This window comes from Streptomyces hazeniae, assembly GCF_031845485.1.
Classification (GTDB): Bacteria; Actinomycetota; Actinomycetes; order Streptomycetales; family Streptomycetaceae; genus Streptomyces; species Streptomyces hazeniae.
Window position 1 is genome coordinate 1 of the sequence record NZ_JAVREQ010000043.1, and the last position, 21728, is coordinate 21728.

At 70.9% G+C, this 21728-nt stretch carries 17 protein-coding genes and 5 pseudogenes; 5 read left to right on the forward strand and 17 right to left on the reverse strand.

Annotated features, from left to right (window positions below):
• Positions 1-107, forward strand: a pseudogene (locus RM572_RS27850) (IS5/IS1182 family transposase); the annotation flags it as partial.
• Here the strand turns inward: RM572_RS27850 and RM572_RS27855 are convergent.
• The 8 genes and pseudogenes from RM572_RS27855 to RM572_RS27890 form a co-directional block, all read right to left on the reverse strand.
• The gene (locus RM572_RS27855) at positions 70-639 is read right to left on the reverse strand and encodes a metal ABC transporter ATP-binding protein (protein ID WP_311676155.1); all 570 of its coding nucleotides are present in this window, start codon (positions 637-639) and stop codon (positions 70-72) included. The pseudogene RM572_RS27850 and the gene RM572_RS27855 overlap by 38 nt on opposite strands.
• Entirely contained in the window at positions 636-1595 is a 960-nt protein-coding gene (locus RM572_RS27860; RefSeq protein WP_311676156.1) for a metal ABC transporter substrate-binding protein, read from the reverse strand. The genes RM572_RS27855 and RM572_RS27860 overlap by 4 nt, the downstream gene beginning before the upstream one ends.
• A 1036-nt stretch (positions 1596-2631) precedes the next feature.
• Positions 2632-2937, reverse strand: coding sequence for a 30S ribosomal protein S14 (gene rpsN, locus RM572_RS27865; protein ID WP_311676157.1), 306 nt, complete (start codon positions 2935-2937; stop codon positions 2632-2634).
• On the reverse strand, positions 2937-3173 hold the full coding sequence (rpmB, locus tag RM572_RS27870; protein WP_311676158.1) for a 50S ribosomal protein L28: 237 nt from the start codon (positions 3171-3173) through the stop codon (positions 2937-2939). Before rpmB ends, rpsN begins: the two co-directional genes overlap by 1 nt.
• A gap of 592 nt (positions 3174-3765) precedes the next feature.
• Positions 3766-5119, reverse strand: a pseudogene (locus RM572_RS27875) (ATP-binding cassette domain-containing protein); the annotation flags it as partial.
• Positions 5102-5877 (reverse strand): annotated as a pseudogene (locus RM572_RS27880) (YcaO-like family protein); the annotation flags it as partial. The pseudogenes RM572_RS27875 and RM572_RS27880, both read right to left, overlap by 18 nt.
• Positions 5868-7349: pseudogene (locus RM572_RS27885) on the reverse strand (CocE/NonD family hydrolase). The pseudogenes RM572_RS27885 and RM572_RS27880, both read right to left, overlap by 10 nt.
• Positions 7346-8165: pseudogene (locus RM572_RS27890) on the reverse strand (hypothetical protein). The pseudogenes RM572_RS27885 and RM572_RS27890 overlap by 4 nt, the downstream one beginning before the upstream one ends.
• Positions 8166-8238: 73 nt before the next feature.
• Between RM572_RS27890 and RM572_RS27895 the strand changes: the two are divergent.
• Complete coding sequence (locus tag RM572_RS27895; RefSeq protein ID WP_311676159.1) at positions 8239-8364, forward strand: hypothetical protein; 126 nt, start codon at positions 8239-8241, stop codon at positions 8362-8364.
• A gap of 282 nt (positions 8365-8646) precedes the next feature.
• On the opposite strand, the gene RM572_RS27900 is transcribed toward RM572_RS27895, so the two are convergent.
• The 8 genes from RM572_RS27900 to RM572_RS27935 all read right to left on the reverse strand — a co-directional run bounded on the left by RM572_RS27900 (position 8647) and on the right by RM572_RS27935 (position 15727).
• A complete protein-coding gene (locus RM572_RS27900) occupies positions 8647-10365 on the reverse strand; it encodes a relaxase/mobilization nuclease domain-containing protein (protein ID WP_311676160.1) in 1719 nt (572 codons plus the stop codon).
• The gene (locus RM572_RS27905; protein ID WP_311676161.1) at positions 10362-10751 is read right to left on the reverse strand and encodes a mobilization protein; all 390 of its coding nucleotides are present in this window, start codon (positions 10749-10751) and stop codon (positions 10362-10364) included. Before RM572_RS27905 ends, RM572_RS27900 begins: the two co-directional genes overlap by 4 nt.
• 233 nt (positions 10752-10984) lie before the next feature.
• Positions 10985-11221 (reverse strand): hypothetical protein, encoded by a 237-nt coding sequence (locus tag RM572_RS27910; protein ID WP_311676162.1) that lies wholly within the window; start codon positions 11219-11221, stop codon positions 10985-10987.
• 53 nt (positions 11222-11274) lie between these two features.
• The gene (locus tag RM572_RS27915; RefSeq protein WP_311676163.1) at positions 11275-11466 is read right to left on the reverse strand and encodes a hypothetical protein; all 192 of its coding nucleotides are present in this window, start codon (positions 11464-11466) and stop codon (positions 11275-11277) included.
• On the reverse strand, positions 11463-13238 hold the full coding sequence (locus RM572_RS27920) for a hypothetical protein (RefSeq protein ID WP_311676164.1): 1776 nt from the start codon (positions 13236-13238) through the stop codon (positions 11463-11465). Before RM572_RS27920 ends, RM572_RS27915 begins: the two co-directional genes overlap by 4 nt.
• On the reverse strand, positions 13235-13834 hold the full coding sequence (locus RM572_RS27925; protein WP_311676165.1) for a WhiB family transcriptional regulator: 600 nt from the start codon (positions 13832-13834) through the stop codon (positions 13235-13237). The genes RM572_RS27920 and RM572_RS27925 overlap by 4 nt, the downstream gene beginning before the upstream one ends.
• Before the next feature lie 112 nt (positions 13835-13946).
• Positions 13947-14699: an ATP-binding protein gene (locus RM572_RS27930; protein ID WP_311676166.1), complete on the reverse strand. Its 753-nt coding sequence runs from the start codon at positions 14697-14699 to the stop codon at positions 13947-13949.
• The gene (locus RM572_RS27935) at positions 14699-15727 is read right to left on the reverse strand and encodes a hypothetical protein (RefSeq protein ID WP_311676167.1); all 1029 of its coding nucleotides are present in this window, start codon (positions 15725-15727) and stop codon (positions 14699-14701) included. Before RM572_RS27935 ends, RM572_RS27930 begins: the two co-directional genes overlap by 1 nt.
• A gap of 734 nt (positions 15728-16461) precedes the next feature.
• On the opposite strand from RM572_RS27935, the gene RM572_RS27940 reads away from it, so the two are divergent.
• The 3 genes from RM572_RS27940 to RM572_RS27950 all read left to right on the forward strand — a co-directional run bounded on the left by RM572_RS27940 (position 16462) and on the right by RM572_RS27950 (position 19590).
• A complete protein-coding gene (locus tag RM572_RS27940) occupies positions 16462-16737 on the forward strand; it encodes a hypothetical protein (RefSeq protein ID WP_311676168.1) in 276 nt (91 codons plus the stop codon).
• Between the two features lie 538 nt (positions 16738-17275).
• The gene (locus RM572_RS27945; protein ID WP_311676169.1) at positions 17276-19087 is read left to right on the forward strand and encodes a hypothetical protein; all 1812 of its coding nucleotides are present in this window, start codon (positions 17276-17278) and stop codon (positions 19085-19087) included.
• Positions 19084-19590, forward strand: coding sequence for an ATP-binding protein (locus tag RM572_RS27950; protein ID WP_311676170.1), 507 nt, complete (start codon positions 19084-19086; stop codon positions 19588-19590). The genes RM572_RS27945 and RM572_RS27950 overlap by 4 nt, the downstream gene beginning before the upstream one ends.
• A 431-nt stretch (positions 19591-20021) precedes the next feature.
• Here the strand turns inward: RM572_RS27950 and RM572_RS27955 are convergent, their stop codons facing one another.
• Entirely contained in the window at positions 20022-20552 is a 531-nt protein-coding gene (locus RM572_RS27955) for a hypothetical protein (RefSeq protein ID WP_311676171.1), read from the reverse strand.
• Positions 20553-21728 lie beyond the last annotated feature (1176 nt).

Sequence of the window (21728 nt, forward strand, 5' to 3'; positions counted from 1 at the left end):
ACAGGCTCAAGAACTCCCGAGCCGTCGCCACCCGCTACGACAAGAGGGCCTACGTCTTCCACGGCACCGTCACAGCCGCAGCCATCCGATTGTGGCTCCGACCATGATCCGCCGGACAGACCCTAGCAGGAGTAGTTCGGCACGTTGAGCGATGGCGCGGGCGAGCAGCACACGCTGGCGCTGGCCGCCGGAGAGGGTGCCGAAGCGGTCCCGGGCACGCTCTGTCAGGCCGACCACGTTCAGTGCTTCGGCGGCGATCTCCCGGTCCTGACGCCCTGGGCGGCGCAGCCAGCCCGCCGCACGGTAGCGGCCCATGAGCACTACCTGTCCTACGGTGACCGGGAATTCTGCGTCGAGGGTGTCGGCCTGCGGTACGTACGCCGTCCGACGGCGGGCTGCGGCCGGCGGTTTCCCGCACACGGTGACGCTGCCCGAGATCACGGACACGAGGCCGAGCGCCGCCTTGATCAGGGTGGTCTTGCCGGCGCCGTTCGGGCCGATGAGCGCCAGGGTCTGGCCGGTGGGAACGGCGCCGTGCACGTCGCGGAGCACCGTGGCAGGCCCGTACCCGAGGCTCGCGTACTCGAAGCGCAGAGCGGGGGCCGCGGAACGGCGAGGTGCGGGGAGGGTGGCGGTCACGACAGCGCTTCCACGATCGTGTCGGTGTTGAACTCCATCGCCTTGAGGTACGTCTCCCCCGGCGAGCCTTTCTGGCCGAGAGCGTCGCTGTAGAGCGCGTTCTCGCCGGCGACGACCTGCACGCCAGCCTCCCGGGCGATGCTCTGGGCCGCCTTGGGTGGCAGAGAGCTCTCACCGAAGACGACTCTGACGTCCGCGTCCTTGATCTTCCCTACCAGGGCGTCCAGTTGTGCGCCGGACAGCTCCGCCTGATCGCTGAAGTCGGGGATCACGGCGCCAACGAACGTGAGGTTGTAGCGCTCGACGTAATAGCCGAAGGCGTCGTGGGTGGTGACGAACTTCCGTTCCTTCTCCGGGATCGCGTCGAACCTGCGCTCGATCCCCTTGTCGAGGGCATCGAGCCTGGAGCCGTAGGCGGTGTAGCCGTCCCGGTAGTGGGCCTTGTGACCGGGGTCGGCCTCGATCAGCGCCCGCCCGATGTTTTCGGACATCAGCTTGGCGTTCTGCGGGTTGTGCCAGATGTGCGGGTCACGGAGATGCTCACCGTGGCCCTCGTGAGCGTGGTGCTCCTCTTCGTCCTCGTGCCCGTGGTGACGGTCGTATTCACCCTCGAGGAGAGGGACGCCCCTGCTCGTGTCGACCGTCTCCCCGTCGAAGCCGGAGGCACGGATGATCTTGTCGAGCCATTCGCCCTCCAGCCCGACGCCGTTCTTGAACATGAGCGTCGAGCGGCCTATCGCGTCGATGGCAGCGGGTGTCGGTTCGTATTCGTGCGGAGAGGCGTTGGGCTTGAGCAGCTGGGTGACCGTGACCTTGTCGCCGCCGACCGCGCGAACGAAGTCCGCGATCTGTGTCGTCGTCGCAACGACTTGCAGCGCGTCGTCGGCGGGCGGCGAGTCCTCGGCGGGCGGCTCGGGGCCGCAGCCATTGAGGGCGATAGCCGTCGCGAGAGTCAAAAGACATCGATGCGGGTGGCGCACTAGGAAGCCTCCATGAAGATGACAATCATTTCTAATAATTCTGAAGGAGTCCACCCCATCGGTCAACCGTGCAGTTCACGAAGGCGACCCCGGCACACGGCCGACCTGACCTTCCCGGCAGCACCCTCGCCACGCAGAGCGCACGCGCTCACGACGTCACACGGCCAACTAATCGCCTCCTCACCGCGCTACCGGCGTCACGCGGCACGCCCGCGGAGCAACCGGGGGCGGTACCTCCTGGGGGCCTGGCGCCCCGGATGCAACGAAGGTCATGGGCGTTGACGCATGTGCAATCCGGGGGCCACTCGCGCCCGACAAGAGTTTGCGGGCGATTGTCGGCCTCGGGCGGTTCAGCTCGGCGAGCATCGCTACTGCACAGGGTGAGGGTGCGTACGGAGCGGTCGCCTGGCGCGCGCGTCGCGGCTGTGCCACGCGGTAGTTGTCCAGCGCGAGTATGTCTGCCTCAGCCGAGCCGGAAGCGGGGCAGCAGCGGGCGCCTCGTCATGCACCCTCTTCGCGAACCGGTCGTGCTGGGCGCGAACGCGCCCGAGGCCGGGGTCGCGGTGGAGAGGCTCGGAACCGTCGGTGCGGCGGAATGATGCGGCGCTCCGTACGCGTGTGCTCGACGTGTCGGGCGACTGGGAACTCGTCGGCAAGCCCCGCAGTTGGGTCCACGCGCCATAGAGATCAACGTCTCGGGCTCTGAGGAACCCGAGCGGGGCAATCCATGGGCACGCTCCTTGCTGTGGAGCGAAGGTCGGCGGGGAGAGGCTGAATCAAGACCCGCGCCAGCGCTTGCTGCTCTTGCACATAGCTTGCAACTGGCAGTCGAAGCGAGTCGGGTCACCCGTACACCACCCGTGTCGGCGCAGTTTGCTCCGAGTCAGGCGGTACCCAGGGGCGCCCTCCAGGCTCCGGGTAAACAGCAACACGGCACCGGCTGAGCGCACATAAAGATGAGAGGCAGCCACTCTGGGTCGACCCGGCGAGGCCGGGTCCACCCTTCGACGCTTCACCAGGAAGACTTGGTCACCCCCGGCAGGTGGCCCGCGTGGGCCTGCTGGCGCATACGCACGCGGGACAGGCCGAACTTCCGGAGGTGACCTCGCGGACGTCCGTCGACATTGTCCCGGTTGCGGACTCGGGTCGCGCTCGCGTCCCTGGGCTGTCGCCGCAGCTCTTCCTGAGCGGCCAGGCGGTCGGCCTCGGTTGAGGCGGGGCGCCGGATGATTTCTTTCAGTTCTGCGCGTCGAATCGCGTATCGGGCGACGACGGCCTTTCGCTTCTCGTTTTTGGCAATCTTGCTCGACGTGGCCATCAGACCTTTTCTCCTCGCGCGCGAATCCTTGCCACGGCCGCCTCGACGCCGATGACGTCGACCGTCTTGACGCCCCGGGCACTCAACCGCAGTCGCACGTGGCGACTCTCGCTTGGCAGCCAGTAGCGCTTGTGCCGAACGTTCGGGTTGAAACGGCGGGAAGTGCGGCGATGGGAGTGCGAGACCGACTTGCCGAAGCGCGGCCGAGCGCCGGTCAGTTGGCAATGGGCAGACATGTGTGAAACCTCGCCTTCTCTGCGATCCCAGCTTACTGAAAATGGGAATCGTTATCGTTACTGTATACTACGGGCTAGGGCACGGTGGCACCACGCCTAACGCACTCCTTCCGGTCGTCAGGCTGCAGCCCACCGCAGGCACCGGCTTCCCCGCGTCACGGGAAGGAACGGATCCAGGCTGGTGAGGGCGTAGACGCTCTCTCCCGTCGGTCGGCAACCTTGTACGAGGGACCGCTGCTGGGTGTCTGGGAGTTCGAGGTCGAGGCAGGGCGCACCTCGCCGCGGCCGAACAACCCCTTCACCCTGACCGCGACGACCTTGGCACCACCTTCGGTCCCGCGGTGCAGACGCTTCCCGAGGCCGAGGTAGACCCCTGCTTCGGTTGAGTGAGAGGTCACGCATGAGTTCGGGGTCGTCGACGGCACGCTGAGAGGCGTCGAGTTGGGGTCTGCCCGGCAGCACCGCGTTTGAAGTGGTGACGGCCCGACCGCTGTCCCAACCGAGGGACGTGGTCATCTGGAGACTCTCACGTCGTGCAGGGGTCGGTTTCCGGGGCGACGCGTACGACGTGGTTGAACGGGCCTGATGTGGCGTCCAAGTGGGCGGTCGTCTCATCCAGGACGAGCACCCGCGGGCGTCCCAGCAGTACGCGGGCCAGCGCGACACGCGCTCGCTGACCGCCAGAGAGAGTGGCACCGCGCTCCCCGACGAGGGTGTCCAGGCCGTACGGCAGCCGCGCGGCGACCTGGTCGAGGCCGCAGGCGCGCGCCACCATAGCCACTTCCGTCTCGCTCGCGTCCGGCGCGGCCAGCCGCAGGTTCTCTGCCAGCGTGCCGTAGAACAGGGGTGCTTCCTGCCCGACGACGGCCACCGCGCCACGCAGGTCCGCCTCAGCCACCTCCTGCACACCCACCGGTGCCGACTTCCCCTCTTGTGGCAGGAGTTCGACCGCGCCAGAGGTAGGGTCCCAAAAGCGAGCCGCCAGGTGCGCGCACGTGGACTTGCCCGCCCCGGAGACGCCGACGAGTGCGACGGTCTCCCCGGGATGCACCGTCAGGTCCACCCCGTCCAGCACGGACGCGCCGCCGTAGTCGAAGCGCACGCCGCGGAGCCGCAGCCCCAGCGGTCCGCCGGGCAGTGGCCGCGGCCGCCCGCAGCCCGTTCGCCTGGGCCAGGGTCGCCGCGGCCTCGGCGACCGGCGCGAGAACGCTCAGTGCCAACGCCACCGCGGCCGGCGCCCACGCCCCATGCAGCCGTCCGGCGGACAGGGCCTGCGCAGTGGCCGCGACGACCCCGACGACGGCGGCCACCACCAGCACCTCCCGCACGGCCGAAGCGCCCGCCTCCCACGACTGTTCGGCGCGCTGCGCCGCCCCGAGCCGCCGTCCCGCCGCGCGCAGTCGCTTCCGCCGCACCTCCAGTGCGCCGAAGGCCAGCAGTTCGCGCAGCCCGTCGACGCTCTCCACCGTCTCCGCCGAGAGCACGGCAGCGGCCCCGCGGGTGCGGGCGCCGCGGGCTGTGCGTCCGCGGGCCTCCAGCACGGGAGCGGCGAGCAGCAGCGCCGCAACCACGGCCAGCACGACCCCGCCCGCCACCCCCGTCACTCCGGCGGCCAGGAGCTGGGCGACGGCGTGCGCGTAGAAGAACTCCAGCGCCTCCACGTCGCCCATCGCGGTGGAAGCCAGGTCGCCGCTGCGCCGCCCCGCGACGCGGGCTGGTGCGCTGCGCGCCAGCCCGTCGAAGACGCGCACCCGCAGTACCGCCAGAACGCGGTAGGCGAGATCGTGGGAGAGTTCCATCTCCCGCCACGTGAGCAGCGCCCGCAGCACGACGAGCCCGACCAGGGCGGCGATCGTGCCCTCGCCCGGGGCCTCACCCTCGACGACGGCGTGGCCGACGGTGTGGGCTGCCAGCGTCACCAGGGCGATGACGAGCGCGGCCAGGCACGGCGCGAACTCCGAGGGCATTTCCACCAGCCACACCGCGAGCCCCGAGCCGGCCAGATCCTCGCGCAGGCCGGGCACGGAGTGGACCACGACGCCGCGTGCGGGCCCGTCCAGGTGCCACCACAGCTCCAGCGCGTCCCGCTCCACGACCTCCAGTAGGGCCCGCTCGACGGCGTCGTCCAGGCCCTGCCCCGTGGCGATACCCGCGTAGTTGAGGTGGTGGGTACGCGGCAGCGACCGCAGGTGCGGCTGGCGCCAGTTGAGGTGGGTCAGCGCGACCGGTGCCCACACGGGTTCGCCGTCCTCCCGCGCACGCGTCCACAGTGCCGGGGTGTCGGCGTCCAGGGGTCGGTAAGGGAAGCTGGGCCGGGCGTACTGCCACGGCGCGTACGCCGGCAACACCTCCGGCCCCCAGACGCGCTCGCCGGCCCCGGCCAGTTCGCGCGCGGTGGCGCGTCGGGGCGCGCCGGGGCGCCCCTCAGGTGGGAGCCGGTTGCCGCAGTAGCGTTCGACGGCCTCGGCGACGGCGGCGATCCACGCCCCCTCCGGGTCGCCGAAAGTCGTGCCGAGTGCGACGCGGTCGGCGGGCCAGGCGCCGAAGCGGCGGGCGTCGGCGACCTCGGCGGTCATCGCGGTATAGCGGGGCGGGGCGCCTCGGGATGCGGGACGGGCTCGACGCCGCGGACCAGACCGCACACGGGGTCGACGAGCGCCTCCACGGGCAGCAACGCCCCGTCGGCCTTGGTGGTCAGCGGCATGTCTCCTCCAGCGGATCGACGGGACCCTCATAGGTGGCGCGGTGCAGCGTCAGGACGCAGCCGGCCGGCGTCACGGTGCCGTGTGAGGTGTGCAGCTGCACGGCGGTGACGGGGTCCTCGCCGGTGTGCGGGTTGCGGGCGTGCGCGGGGAAGTGGTGGCCGGCTACCTCGACCCGCAGCCGGCTGCCGGTCGGCAGCCGGCGGGCGAGGAACCCCAGCGGCACCTCGAACTCCTCGTCCCGGAGAGGGGTGTGGCATCGGCGGACGATGCCGACGGCCGACGGCCCGGCCCCGGTCTCCGCGTTCTGGAAGGTCAGGCGGACCACCCAGTCGGCGCTCGGCGTGGAGGCGCTGGCGCGCAGCCGGAAGGTAGCTTGGCCGCACACGTCCATCTCGTACGGCAGGGGTGGCGTGAGCAGCACGCACCGGTCCGGCACCCCGTCCCGCGGCACATCCACCGCATCGGAGCGGGCGGGCCGCTCGGGATCGGCGGTGCACTCCGGGCCGTACGCCGCCTCCAGGCAGTCATGCACTATCGGCGGGCCAGCGTCCTGCGGCAGTGGCAGCCACGCTCCACTGCCCTCCAGCGCCACCGTGCCGCGCCGCTCCGGCGTCAGGGATCCTTCCAGTGCGGCCCGTGCCCACCGCACGTACAGCCTCCCCAGGTTCAGCCGGTGGTCCTGCGCGGGCTCGGCGGTCAGGCGATGGCCCCACGGGCCCAGCAGCAGCCGGGCCGGGCCGCCCCAGCCCCGCCACAGCTCCAGGGCCTCCTCGCGGAACGGGTCGCGGTGACCGCCGACAGTCAGCAGCGGCACACGGGACGTGCCGCCGCGCCGCACGAGCTCTCCGCGCCCGCCGGCCGTCCACAGCGTGGGTCACGAGGGCAGCCCCCGGCCCAGCCTGGTCGGTAGGTCGGCCACCGGCAGGTGCTCCAACAGCCGCGGATCGCGGGCGAGAGCCTTATCCCGGGCGTTCTCGGCGGAGTTGCGGCGGTCGCCGTGCGCGGCCCACCAGCTGGCCCGCGCCCAGAGCCGCTCCGGACCGCCCGGCTCCCGCGCGGTCTCGGCCGCGCCCAGCGCGGGCACGGCGGCGATCACTGCGTCGGGGCGGCCACCGGTGTCGTCGCCGAGTGCGGCGGCCAGCGCGCAGTGGGCGGCGTAGGAGGCGCCGTGGCCGACGATGCGGCCGTCGCTCCACGGCTGCCGACGCACCCAGCGCACGGTGGCGGCACCGTCGGCGGCCTCGTGACGGTAGGGGGCCCACACGCCGCCGGACGCGTGCCGTCCGCGTACATCCTGGGCGAGGGCGGCGAAGCCGCGGGCGGCCCAGGCGCCCAGCTCGGCGCTATGACGACGGCGGTCGTAGCAGGTGCGCAGGACGACGGCGGGGAAAGGCCCGGAACCCTCACGCCGCAGCGTGAGGTCACAGGCCAGCGGTGTGCCGTCGTCCGCCGGTATCGCGTGCGGCGTCACGGCGCCGTCCGCGCGGTGGGCAGCGGTGCGACGGCGGGGACGGGTAGGACGGGATGGGTGTGCACGGTCAGGTCGCGCAGGTCCACGCGCCGCAGCCGGCGCCGCCCGGCGTGGGCGCCGGTGGCCCAGGTGATCAGGTCGGCGGTCAGCAGTGAGGCGAGCAGTGCGGCGGCTGCTTCGGAGGCCGGCGCCGGTCCTTCGGCCACCCCCTGGCCGGCCCAGTAGGCGGCCAGCTCGCGGTGCGCGGGGGTGGCGGCCAGACGCCGCAGCCGCACGGCGGCGGCGGTGACGTCACCTGGCCTGGCGGCGAGCGGTTCGATCCACGCCTGACGACCCTCGCGGTGGCAGCGCAACCACGCGGTGCCCAGCTCTGACAACCGGTCGGCGGCGTCCCACAAGCCCGGCGGCACCGGCCCGTCGAGGCACCACACGAGCGCGGTGTCCGGCGCGCAGCGGTCTTCGGCGGCCAGCGTCGCCACGGCGGAGGCGTCGACGGCCTCCACGTGTGCGCCCTCGGACGCGACGCATCGAGCCAGAGTTTCCGTGAGGATGTCGTCTCCGGCCAGCAGCACGGTGCGCCCGGCCAGCGGTCGGTCCGTTCCCGCGGTCAGAAAGCCGGCGTCCGTGAACGCGGCGGCCAGCTCCTCGACCTCCCCACCCCCCCTGCTCACCCGTCGTCAGGCGAGCCGTCAGCCGCTCGGCCGGCACGTCGCCGGTCTCCACCTTCAGGAAGACGCCGTCGGCGGTGCGGACGGCGAGGGCTCCGCCGTAGACGGGGACGAGCGCGACGCCGGGGGCGAGTTGGCCGGTGGACACGGACGGAGCCTCCTGGGAAGTGGTGTAGGGAGAAGGACGGGGTCCGCCCAACTGGCGCCGGGCGGACCCCCTCATGCCGGCGTCACTCCTCGGAGGCGCCGTTCTCCGCGGCGTCGTCGAAGGGGTTCTCGACGAGGGCGGACACCTCGCACTGACCACCTCGCACGACGGCGCGGAGGCGGACACAGTGGGGCGGTGAGCGCGGCGGCGCCGTCAAGATTCTCACCTAAAACCGGTACTCCCAGCGGACGCCCACCGGGACCACCGGTTCCGAGCGGATGGCCGGTCAGGGCTGTGTCGGCACAGCAGGCCGGTCGACACCCGCAGGTAGCTCCGGCCGCGTGGTCGCGGGCGGCAGCACCGAAGAACTTGGCGCCGCTGTCCGAAACCGTGACGTTGCCGCGCAGTTCGAGGCCGCCTACAGCCCCTCGATGAGCCCCTGGGGCGACTTGCCGACGCGGGGTGACCCTGCGGTCGCCGGTCATGCTCGGCCACGCCGGGGGCGGGACCTCCGTGTCGATGGCCTCCGGGCGCGCCTCACCCGCGCCGTCGGGGGCTCGCTGTGGGCCATGTCGGTGGGGTCGGCGGGCAGGCCAGCGGTGCGGCGCAGTCGCCAGACTAGGACTTCACTCACGGACTCTGCCGTGTCCAACTCTCTGTGCTCGGCGGCTCTGGTGAGGAGGGTGGTGGGGTCGTGTCCGGCAGCTTCGGCCTCGGCGAGAGTGGCGGCCAGGGCGTACCAGCCGGGCTCGACGATGGTCTGTTCGGCGAGTTCGGGGACGGCTGCGCGCACGACCATGGCCTGCCGCTGTCGCTTGAAGACGTCGAGGTCTCGGCCGCGCCGGTTCAGGGCGCTCAGCGGCTGGGTGGCGGCGTTCTGGTAGGCGGTGCGTAGGTGGGCGGCCGCTTGTTGGGCGGCCGCTGCTTGTTGGGAGTGGCCGCGCTTGGCGTGCCAGTGCGCCGTGGCGGTGATGACGAAGAACAGTACGTCGATGGCCATCGCCGTCGTGGCGCCGTCCTCGCCCCGGCCGAGGGCCGGGCCGCTGCGGACCAGGTCACGTGCGACTCGCCGCAACTCGCGGTCGTGCCCACGGTGAGCGCGGATGTGCGAACGGGAAGCACGCTCGAACGCGAAGGCTGCCTCGCGCAATTCGTGGCGGGTGTGGGCGGCTGAGGTCTCCGCGAGGGCGTCGAGGACTTCTCCGGTTGCTGCGATGTGTGCGGAAGCAGCGGCTTCGTTCCCGTGCTTGATGACCTGCAGCGCTTTCCATGCGGCGGAAGCCGTCCGCCGACGAGCAGAGGCCGGCCCACTCAAAGACTGCCGTGCCGCTGGCAATTCCTCTCCGATTTCCCGGTCGGACGTGTCGATGGTCCAGCGTTCGCGGATGCGCGGAAGGGACAGGTCTGGTGCGAGGCGGGCTCCGGGGTAGAAGATCGGCTCGCCGTCCTTGTTGCGGTCATCGGGCAGGGCGACCTTGTAGCCGAGGAGGTCACCGGAGGGGGCTGCCCGTTTCCGGATGAGGAGGCCGGCGGCGGAGAGCCGGTCGAAGTATTCCTCCTCGCCAGACGCACCGGCTACTGCGCGACGCACGGCCTCGCGCAACTCCTCGCGTGCGGTGCGGTCGCGGCCCTGGCGGCGGGCCTTGTGGCGCTCGGCGCTGGTGGGGCGCTGTGCGGCGGTGCCGTCGCCAGGGGCGACTTGGTGGAGACCGAGTTCCTTTTCGATCAGGCGGCATTCGGCCTGGGCGCGTTTGCCGGAGCGGAAGTCGTCCGGATGGCTGCCGTTTTCGCAGACCAGGGTGGCGACGATATGGATATGGTCGTCGGCGTGCCGAACGGCGGCCCAGCGGCAGCCGGGCTGTTCGCTCCCGGGGTCGATGCCTGTGGCGGCAACGATCCGGCGGGCGACGGCGGCCCACTCATCATCGGTAAGAGTTCGGTCGTCCGCAGTGGCGCGTACGGAAGTGTGCCAGACGTGCTTCACCGGTCGGGCGTGCTTCGGGAGGGCTTGCACAGGCTGGTCGAGGAGCTGCTGGAGGTCCTTGAGCGTGGCATGTGGGTCACGGCCGGGGTCGGGGGACATGCCGTCGAAGGAGGCGACGAGGTGAGGATCCGTATGCTCCTCACGCTTCCCGGGCCCGTACAGATAGGCAAGTAGGCCCATGGTGCGCCGGCCGGTCTTATGGACGCTAGGGATCATCGGAGGCGGTGGTCGATCAGTCTTGTGGCGGCTTCCTGCACGGCATCGGCCGCACGCCGGACGGCCGAAACGGCAGACTCGAGTTGCGGTGCGTCGGCGCCGGAGTTGATCGCTTTCATTGCCTGGTTGAGGTTGCTGCCGGCCCAGCCGAGTCTGCGACGGCTCTCGAACAGAGCAGTGATCACTTCGCGTTCGTCGGCGACCTGGGCTTGAGTGCGGTCGAGATCATGCGCGGCGGCGAGAGCTGCGCGGGCAAGGAAACCAGCGACCGACAGCTGACAGCGGGCAGCGGCGGACTGGATCAGGGAGAACTCTTCGCCGTTCAACCGAGTCGAGGGCTGGCGCAGGCGCTTCTCGTCGTGCGGCAGTCGCGGACGCTGTCTCACACGCGAAGCGCTGTCGCGGCGGCTGGGGCGCAGCGACGGCTGCGCCTTGTCGTCTGGCTTCGATCCGTCCCCGGTCGAAGCCCCAGGGACCTGCGCCCCCCGGTGCAGGTCCCTCCCCGCCCCCGAGGGGGCGGGTTCGGCGGAAGCTTTGCTTCCGCCCCAACTTGCTCGCCCCGAGACCGAGTTGGACTCCGATGCACCTTGCGGGGCGTTGCTGTTCCGGCCAGGAGCGGTCATCGGCCCGCGGTCCCGGAGGCGCGGATGCGGTGCTGGATGGCTGCGGCCAGTTCGACGACGTCGGCGGGACCGGCGAGGACGTCCACCGGCTCACCAGGGGCGTGTTGGACGAGCCACTGCCCGGTCGGGACTGGCAGCACGGCGCTCAGGTGTCGGCAGCGGACCAGGACCTCGGCCCAGGTGTCGGCTTCAACGGCGGTCGGTGGCGCAGGTCGGGGTGTGCAGGGGCTCATGGCGATCCTTCTGGGTGAGTGCGGATCTGGCGGCTTGAGCTCGGGTTATGTGGTCAGCCGCATTCCGGGCAGCGGGTGAAGTGCCCGTTGAGGGCCCGGGCCATCCGATGCTTCGCCGATATCGCCTGCTTCGCGCTCGAGCGCGCCGAGGGCTTGCCGGCATGCCGGGCGGAGTGGGCCTGCAGGTAGCCGATCTCTCGCTCGTGCTCGTCGCGGATGGTTGTGAAGCGGCGGCAAGTCTTCATCGGGCTCTCCTTGTCGTATTGGTGTCGTTGCGGAGCTGCTGGAGGACGAGGCTGAGTCGGTCGTTCCGGCCGCCCTTGAGGCCCTGGCGGCGGAGGATCTCTCGCAGCTGGACCCGGGTGACGCTCTCGTTGCCGTCCCGCTTCAGCAGGGCGGGGACGTGAGGCAGGACCTGCTGCACGAGGCGGTTCACCGTCTCCTGGGCATCGTTCGTCGGTCCCCGGTCCCGTGTGTGGTCGGTCCCCGGGTTGGTGGGGGACGGTCCCCGGTCCCGTGTGTGGTCGGTCCCGGGGTTGGTGGGGGACGGTCCCCGGTCCCGTGTGTGGTCGGTCCCGGGGTTGGTGGGGGACGGTCCCCGGTCCCGTGTGTGGTCGGTCCCCGGGTTGGTGGGGGACGGTCCCCGGTCCCGTGTGTGGTCGGTCCCGGGGTTGGTGGGGGACGGTCCCCGGTCCCGTGTGTGGTCGGTCCCGGGGTTGGTGGGGGACGGTCCCCGGTCCCGTGTGTGGTCGGTCCCCGAGTCGCTGCCGGACGGTCCCGCGTCCCTCGTGCGCTGGCCGGGGACTTCGTGCTTCGTGCCGCCGGTCCCCTGGGCCACGTCCGTGGCCGGGCGTCCCTCAGCTTCTGGCGGGACAGCCCTTGACCGGTCACGTCCGGCGGTCGCCGTTGTGCGGTCCCCGGTCCCCGCCGCTTCACCACGAGGCCCGGTCCCGGCGTTGTCCCGGTCCCGGACTGTTGTGTCGCGGTCCCCGTTGTCGGGGACCGGCGTGTCGTTTCGGGCGCTGGTCCCGGTCCCCGTATGCGGCGCCTGCGGTCCCCGGTCCCCGACCTGGTGGCCGGCTCGGGGACCGGGCTCGGGGACCACCCCCTTCAGCGACGGGACCGTCGCGCAGGCCGGGGAGGGGACCGGCACGTCGTGGTCCCAGGGCGAGGGCAGGGGTGCGGTGGCGAGGGAGAGGGCGTGCCGTCGTGCTGCGAGCTGGTCGAGCAGTGCGGTGCGTTGGGTGGGGTCGGTTCCGACCTGGGCGCGGGCGATGGCTTTCGACAGCCGGCGGGTCAGGCGCCGGCCGTGCCAGGTGGCGCGCTGTCCGGGGGTGCGTTCGGCGAGTCGGGCGGCGAGGGTGACGGCGCGGGTGGTGGCGCGGTCGCGGGTGATCTGTGCGGCGTCGCGGTCCCGGGCGGCGATGCCGAGGCGCGAGAGTATCCGTTCGCGGGCTTCCCTGCCGAGGGTGGCGATCAGGCCGCGGGAGGTGGCGCCGGGGGTGCGCAGGCGTAGTTCGATGCCCATGGCCTGGTGCCAGAGCATCGCGGCCATGATCGGACCGACGAAGGCGCGGACGGTGCCGCCGATCAGGCCGGATTCGGCGTAGGCGGGGATGACCTGCACGCCGGTGATCAGCCAGACCAGGGTCCCGGGCAGGCCCGGGGCTCCGCGGCTGACCAGGTTCTGGCGGGCCATCAGCGCGGTGGCGAACAGGGCGAACTCGGCGGCGGCGAACATCGCGATCCGCTCGGCGGTGCCGGCCATGTCGAGGTAGTCGGCGGCGAACCGCCAGGAGGTGTCGGCGCTGTAGGCGGTACAGCCGAGCGCGGCGAGCGCGGCGACCTTGACCGCCAGGTTGCTCGGCGTCTTCTGCCGGTCGCGTCCTCGGGCGCGACCGCGGTGACGGATCGCCCAGCCGGTCAGCCCGAGCGCCAGGGCGGTGACGGGGACACCGACGGTCAGCAGCGTCGACACATCCGGGATGGCGCCGAGCGAGAGGTTCGGGTGGATCATGCTGCTTTTCCGAACGCCGCGATCAGAGCCCCGGTCTGCACCTGGCCCGGCACCGGCGAGCTGTCGGCCGCTGGCGCTTCGGCGTCGTCGGTGAGGTCGGTGTACCGGTCGCGGTCGGCGATGTCCTGGGCGGCCTTGCGCAGCAGGTCGCGTGCCCACTCGGGGTCGATGCGGAGGGTGTGGGCGAGGTGTTCGGGGTTCCAGCCGCGTACGTAGGCGTGGCGGGTAACGGTGGCGCGTTCTGCGTCGCTGAGGTGAACGTCGCGGCCGGCGAAGACGGCGCGGACGCGGGTGTAGTCCAGGCGGTGGGCGACCTTGGCGTGCCGGGGGCGGCGCTCGGCTTCGGTGAGGCCGCCCCAGATGCCCTCCCGCAGGCCGTTGTCGAGGGCGTAGTTGAAGCACGCTTCTCTCACCGGGCACCGGGCGCACAGGGCTCGGGCTTGGACGATGGCCGCTCGGTCGCGGGGTTTGGGGAAGAACAGCCGGTCGGCTTCCTGATACGCCAGGCTGTGGCAGCGGGCGCGGTGGTGCCAGCTGGTGTCGGCGACGGCACGCAGTGGCGTGGCCGGCGCGTCGTGGGTGGTGATGGTGTGCATGGGTGGATCACTCCGTGTGGCGTCGCCCCGACTCGCCTGCGACGCGGCCCGTGGGCGCGGGCTGCGGAGGCGGGTGAGGGCTCCGCCGTAGGGGCGGATGTGGGTGTGGTCGTCAGAGGCGGGCGAAGCGCCGGTCTGGGCCGGTGAAGTGGACCGGTGTGCACATGCCGGACAGGCGGGAGAGGACGCGGTCGCCGACCTTGTCGCGCAACACTGGCTGCCCGGGCGGCATGCCGGATTCGCGGACCGGGGCGAGGTTGGTGGTGAAGATCGTCGGCAGGTGGTTCTGGCAGCGCCAGTTGACCAGCCGGAAGGTGATCTCCTCCGTCCACTCGGAACTCTTCGCGGCACCGAGGTCGTCGAGCAGCAGCAGCGGGATGCGCACGATGCGGCGCAGCAGGTGCTCCACGTCCACCCCTGCCTTGGGGCGCATGTCGGCGTACAGGTCGGCGGTGGTGGCGGCGTGCCAGGTCACGGCGCAGCCGGCGGCGGTCAGCGCGCGGATCGCCCCGTATGCCTGGTGGGTCTTACCGGTCCCGGGGCTTCCCCACAGCAGCAGCGACGGGCCGTGCGCGATCTGCCGCCGTCCGGTGGTGCCGTAGTGCGGCTGGAGGCCGCCCTCGTTCGGCGCCGTCGCCGATCCGGCGACGGCGCGCACCCAGGCGGTGATGTCCGGGTGCTCGGGCAGCGTGTCGCGGTAGGCGACGGGGATGCGCCGCTGGGCGGCTTCCAGCGCGGGGATCGGCTCGGGTGAGTCCGGGAGTTCGGCGGTCTTGTCGATGCCGCGCTCGGTGATCTTCGCTTCGAGGCGCTGCCGGATCCGCTCGGATATCGCGGGCTGGGGGTCGGTGGTGCGGCGGTTCATCAGCGGCCTCCGAACGTGGTCGGCTCGGGCGCCGCGGGGTCGATGTAGGGCCTGTACGCCGAGGTGCTGGGGGCCCATGGCCCCGCGCCGGAGGCGGACGTCGTTGTTGTGCCCTGCGGGACGGGGGCGTTGAGGACCTCGTTGACCAGGCTCGGCAGCACGCTCGGGTGCAGGGCTTTCACCCGGAGCCGTTCCAGGGCCGCCCGGATCGTCTCCGGTGCGAAGCCCTCGCCGAGCAGGGCCTTGACCTTGCGCCCTAGCAGTCCGAGGAGGTCCTGCGGCGGGCGGTGCGCACAGCCCTGGATGTACTCCGCGAGCAGGTCCTTCGCCGAGACCGCCTCCGGCGGGGTGTTGGGCGCGGGCGCCTCGCGCCCCGTAAGGAAGGATCCAGGATCCAAGATCCTAGATCCAGACGCCGCATCCTCGCGAGTGCTCGACGAGCCCTCATCGAGAGCGCTCTGACCAGTGAGGATGATAGAGGACCTTGTACGGCCGCTCTCGCGCGGCCTCGCTTGTTGGACGACAGTGGTTTCCGACTGGGACAGCCTCGCTGCCGGTGGTGGCGGGGGTGTTTCGGGCTGCACGAGGGCTCGTTGAGGGTTCGTCGAGGACTCGATGAGCACACCCTGCTCGCCAGCTTCGCGGCACTGGGCCTCCCCGCAGCCGGAGCACTTGTGGTCGCCCTGGTGCCCGGGGCAGCGCGGGATCCGCGAGGCCGAGGGGCGGTCGATCTTCTGGTGCCGCGCCCAGGTCACGATGTGCAGGTATCGGCGGCCGTCGCAGCCGGTGTACCGGCAGATCAACCCCGCCGCGGCGAGCTGCTCCAGATCGTGGGCGACGTGCGCGGAAGTGTGCTCCGAGCGCAATGCCCACAGCCGGCCGCAGATGATGGCCGGGTGGTCGCGGAACCGGCCGGTGTCATCCGCCAGCGTCAGCAGGCCGAAGAAGGTGCGCTCGGCTGTGACGCTGACCGAGGCCAGGTCCTCCGACTCGAAAGCCTCCGGCTTGATCGTGCGAATCCGCGCCATCAGCGGCCACCCTCGTCGCGTCCTCGTGGGCACAGGCTGGGGGCGGCTGCTCGACCGCTGCTTCGACGGCGGTCAGGTGGGCAGGTTGTTGCCGCGCAAGCCACACCTTGTGGCCTTTCCTGCAGAGCATGCAGCATGCAACACTCTCCTCGCGTGCACCCGCACCGGTAGTCCCGTTGCTGAGGGCCGGTGCGGTCATGTCGGTGACACTCCAGCCCGGCCAGGCCGGAGTGTTCTGCGTTCGGCGTCCGGGAGTGGCTATTCCCGGACGCCGTCGCTGTACTGCCACGATGGGGTGGCTTTGATCCCGTCCTCCAACAGCTCTCCTCCGTCGCTCGATTACCGCCTGCCTAGGGTGTGTGGGCAAGCGGCGACGAACATAAGCGGGGAGCGGGGGAAAGATCCAGCCTTGGCTTTACAAGCTGGCACAAGCGATCCACCAGCGACTGAGCTGGGACGAGGGCTTGCTGCGGCAGGCGATCGGCGAGTGATTGCCTGGGCACCGACGTTCCGCAGGCGATAAGGCAGTCTCGATGCTCGTTTCGGCGCTGAGTCGGCTCGCTGGAGCAGATGGATCCAAGCCGGACGGCTCGCCGAGAGCAGGTCGGACGCGGGGCCGGAGTGGACACAGCTTGAACCTTCTCCCCTTGTCGTACATCTGCTGGCGGTCAGCTAGGAGGCTAGGCGCAACAGGCGGCGTATGGGGGGCCCACATGAGGACTCGCGGGTTCCATATGAGGTCTCCGCGCATCTCGCGACGGCGTTGGCTGGCGATCCTCGGCGAGGGCAACGACGCACTCGATGCCGGCGAGGCTTCCATCCAGCAGCTCGGCGGCTGCCGCACGGTGCACGACCGGGTCGCCGGGACCATCTGGAACGCCCAGTTGGCGTCCCTGAGGCCGGGGACTTCCCTGTGCGGCCGCCTCACGGAGCTGTCGCCGAAGCGCCAGGGGTCTTCTACGTCGCTACCTCGGAGTGGCGGCTTCTACCTGGGTGGCAAGACGCTCTGATCGTTTTCTGATGCCCCGTCGCCAGAATCTTTCGCGAACAGCAGCCAGCTCTGCTTCTTCAACTCATCAGTGAAAGCGCGTAGTTCACAGCTACCCATTTGACGGGTCGTTGGATGTACTCCGGCGCTGCGATTCTTCCATTCCGGATCGACGACTACGGCTGTAGTTTTTCCCAGGGGCTGCCTGCCCGATGCGCCGAGCAGGCCGCATCGGGCGGAGCGACCTCACCCCCGGAACGCGAGGAAAAGTCGCGGGCCAAGTGTCCATTCGATGCGTGTGGAGTGCTCCGGCCCGCGACGCAGAGCGGCCAGCGGGTGGACATCTCACGATGACGGGAGGATTGATCGTGCTCACGGTGCATGACCTGACCACTGGCAGCCAACCGGTGCTGACCTACCTCGGCGACTGCGACGCGCCCTCGTATGCCACCCGTGCTGTGAAGCACACACGCGCGGTCGACGCCGCAACGCTCAGATCTGGTGCCCTACCGTCGGGCACGCTTGCCGTTCTCCCCCCTGGGAGAGCCGACACCGCAGCGGTGCGAACCCTCGCGGGTCAGGGCGGTGCCGCCGTCGTGCTGGCAGGACCCGAGGCTCAGCCGCATGGAGATGTCACCGAGCTGGCCTCCGCCTGCGCGGCGGCGCAGTTGCCGCTGCTCGTCCCGTCCCGGCCGGCGCCGGCAGCAGACGTGGTGGACACTGTGCACACCGCCATGCGGCAAGCCGCCACCGCCCACGCCCAGCGAGCCACGTCCGTACTGCGCGTGGTCGACCGCCTGTACCGGTCGTCCGGCGCCCCGGACGCGCTACTGCCGCATCTTGGCGACATCACCGATGCTGGGGTGTATCTGGCCAACCCCGGCAGCTACGGCTGGAATCTGCTCAAAGCGCTCGGCTGCTGGGAAGCGTTGATGCTGGCGAGACGTCAGGGGGCCCGTACTGCGGTCGTCTCCGACTCCGGGCAGCACATCGTCCTCATCCCATTCGGGCACTACGCCCCGCACCCAGTTCTCATCGGCGTCCGAGACGCGCAGGCAGGGCCCTGGCCGACGCACCTGCGGGACCTTCTGACGCTCGCCGCCACCCAAACAGCCCTGCTGCGCCACCCACTGGAAGTGGAGGAGCGGGAGGAAACCTGGCGCCGCGCGCGCCGCGCTCACCGCGCAGGCATCATGCACGCCCTGATGATCGGGCAGCGGGAGGCGGCCGTGCGGATGGCCGAGCCTGACCCTGAACTCCACCTGACCGGTCGCGACGCGGTCACGGCCGTCCTCGCCTGCGCACCGCGGTCGCGCGAGGACCTGGTCCAACTCTGCGAAGCGGAGCTGCCGCACGCCCTGGTCATGCCCTGCCCCGGCTGCACCGACCACATCCTGATCGCCGCCCCCGCCCTCGACCACGTCGGGCGGACCCTGCACACCGCCCTCTCCGAGTTGCTGGCCGGGGAGCGGCACGAAGGAGTCGGGGTCTCCACCCCCACCCCGTGGGGGCGCGTCCCGCAGGGCTACGCCGCCGCCAGACGGGCCCTCGCCACGGCGGAACCCGGAACCCTCGCCACCTACTCCGGGACCGCAGACCTGGCCTCCGTGCTGGCCACCGTGCCCGGCGCGACCAGGTGGGCGCGGCGGGTCGTTGCCAAGACGGACGCCGGCGGCGGCCGCCGTGTCGACCTTGCCCGTCTCGCCCTGACAGCCGGGGTGCCCGGAGCCGCGTCCCTCGCTAACACCGACCGCAGCCACGTCCGCCGCTCGCTCATCGAGGTTTTGAACGTGATGGGGCTCGACCACCGCGAGATGCCGCACCGGGCCGTCGCCGAACTCGCCTTCCAGCTCGCCGCAATCGATGACGCCGACCACAACGGCGCCCAGGACGTGGACGACCTCCCCGGCCCCGAGCAGGTGCCGACGGCCTTGGACGACCTTCTGTCCAGCGACGCCGCCCGGTACTGGGCGAGAGCCACCCTCCGCCCGCTCCTGGAGGCACCGGCACCGCCCGGCGGATGGCTCGGCCCGCACGCCACACGCCAAGACGACCCGGTCGCCCTGCTGGTGGAGTTCATCTCAGCCGGCTGCTCGGTCTCCGCAACCGCCAAGGAACTCGGCATCAACCGCCGCAGCACCCGCTCACGTATCTCCGCCGCGGCAGCCGCGCTCGGCCTCCCTCTCACTCAGACCCGCGGCTGCGAACCTCACCCAGCACTGTGGGCACTCATCGCCGGCGGGCACCTCCCACCCACCCACACCCCCGACCCCGCAGACCCGATCACCCCTCGCCTGTTCATTCCCCGCCAGCTCTCCACCGCCACCACCGACTGGCCACGCGACCGGCACCACACGGAGAACCCCACATGACCGCCGCGCCCACTCGCCCGTCGCACACCTACCCCGCATGGTGGGCCGACGGCGTCTCCGACCAGATCAGCCTCCCGGCCGGACCCATCACGACCGGCATCGCCCGCCACTTCGTGCAGCAGACGATGGCCACCTGGAGCGTCCCGGGCGACATCGCCGACGCCCTCGTGCTCATCGCCTCCGAACTGGCCACCAACGCCATCGCCCACACCGGCACCACCACCTACACCGTTGCCTGCATCCGCGGCCCCCACTCCGTCGAGCTGTGCGTATCGAACGCCGATGGCAACTCTCAAATCCCGCTCCGCAACGCGGACGACCAAGACGACAGTGGCTGGGGGTTGGCCATGCTCGCCCACCTCGCCACGACGTGGGGCATCTCCCGCCACCGTGACGGCACACGTACCTGGGCCCGCGTCCACCTCTCCAGCGCCGAGCCTCGCTGCCGATATGATCCCCCGCCCGGTGGGGAGGAACGCCGGCACTGGACTTCTGTACGTTGACGCTGCACCGGTCCTCTGCCCGGCGCACTCCATGCGGCCAGGCCGTCCGTGCCCACGTCACACGCGTCCACCGCCCGGCGAGCCTCATCGAGGTCCGGCCCGGCGCCTCCACGTGCAACCCACTGCAACGGCACGTGACCCGCCAACGTACGCAGCACCTTCGACGTCGTGCGCGTCTTCAGGACAGCGATGACCTCCGGCATGGGGCCGGTTCGGTTCGTGTGTGCAGCGGTTCGCATCCGACATCGAAGAGGCTCACCTGTCCGGCGCACGGACCCGACACTGAGGGCTCACTGAAAGCACGCCGCTGCTCGCTCACCCACTGCCCGACCGGTACGCCTCCTCGCGATCCTCTAACTCGATGACGGCGCCGGTAGGCACCTGCGCGTCGCCGTGCCGCTCTACCCACTGGTGCAGCGCCTCGTACCCGGTCAGCCACACCTCGCTGTCCGCTGGATCACCCGCGTGCGCAACCAGCGGGCGATGACGGCCGGGTCCCGCGACTGGGAGAACCGCAGCAACGGCACCCCCGCCGCATCACCGCCGACCGCCACGCCCCGCCCCCCGTCCTCGCCCTCCTGCTCTGGGCCGTCCTCCTCCTGGCCGTGCTCGCCCCCGTCCGGCTGCTCCTGGTCGTGCTCATCGGCCGCCCTGCTCCTGCTGTGGCCGGCACCGGCGGAGTCGGGCGTGCCGGCGTCGAGTTCGAGGACCGCCGTCGGCTCGCCGGAGGCGGTGCGGGTGGCGAGCATGAGCCGCTGCACGATCCACTCGTCGTGCGCCCGCAGCCCCTGCAACACCTGGACCAGGGGCCGATACGCCCCGCTGCTCATCATCATCGCGTAGGGCCGCTCCCCGGGCGCGAGGTAGACGGGGACGATGATGCGGGCGACCTTGCCCTCGCCGGGCTCCTGCCCCAGCGCCCGGCCGAGGCACGCCCGTGGTCTTTCCGCTCGTCTCGGCACGCCGCGCATGGCAGATCGCCGCCATAGCCTTCGGAGTCCTCGCCATAGTCGCTATCTTCGTCCGACTGCTGCCCTAAGGGGTGTCCCGTAACTGCTGGCCGCGGATGAGATGATCTTGGTGTGGCTGGTGTGACCACGGCGTCGGAGCCATCCTGGACAGGTCCGTTCACGGGGTTGAGCTCAGGGCCGCATTCTCGAAGCGCGCAACGCGCTCCAGCTCAACCTGGCAGTACGCTGACGCGTTCGAAGAAGAGACTGCGCGGACGAGTGCCACGAAGCTGGAGCGCGACTGCGATCACGGGGCGGTGCTCTCCGGTACCGGATGGAACCTTTGCTCATCGGCTGGTTTGCCAGGCGTGTCGACCGCGTGTCTCGCTGGAAAGCGAGTAAGAACTGGGCCTGATGCTCGTGAAGTCCGGCGACCGGGCGTAGCGAGGGCGTGGAGGGGGCAGCCTGCCGCGTGTTCTGATCTTCGGCGCAGGATGCGGCGGCGTGATGGGTACTCGGCCAGGCACGAGGGACAGCAGTCGTCCAAGTCTGCGCGGTTACCCCGGTGCGTCGCCCGATGTCTTCGCCGTCGACCATGATGCCGGGGTGCAGCTCGCCCAGCGTGGCCCCTCCCTTGAGGCAGGCCCGCTCGCGTAGCCGCGCAAAGTGAGCACGTACCGCATCGGCCTGCTCTGATGACACCGACGGGCACCCGGGACAGACTCATGCCGCTTCGCACCGGGAGGGCGGGCCGCTGGTTCGTAGGCAGCCGCGGAGGGCGGATGGTAATCCCGTGGTCAACAGTGAGACATCTTGGGGTCGCTGAGGGGTGCCAAGGTTCCTGGCTACAGATTCGGTGCGGGCGGCCTGCATCCGTCCGTCTTTCTCTGGGGGGGCTCATGCGATTCCACCACGTCCGAACCCGTGCAAGATGCTTCACGCTGACAGCGCGCACGGCGGCGGCCGGCAGCCTGCTGGCGGTCCTCCTACTGCCCGCCGGGCCAGCCCAGGCCGCGCCCGATCCCGTGACTCAGCCCCTGAGCGCTGCCCACGCCAAGGGGCTAGCTGTATTGCTCATGAGCGTTGTTGACACTCACAGGTCTTGATCATGGCGAAGGCCTCCGTGTGTGGTGGAGGTGTCGAATCTTCACCGCACGGAGGCCTTCGTGTCCCACCGTAATGCCCGTC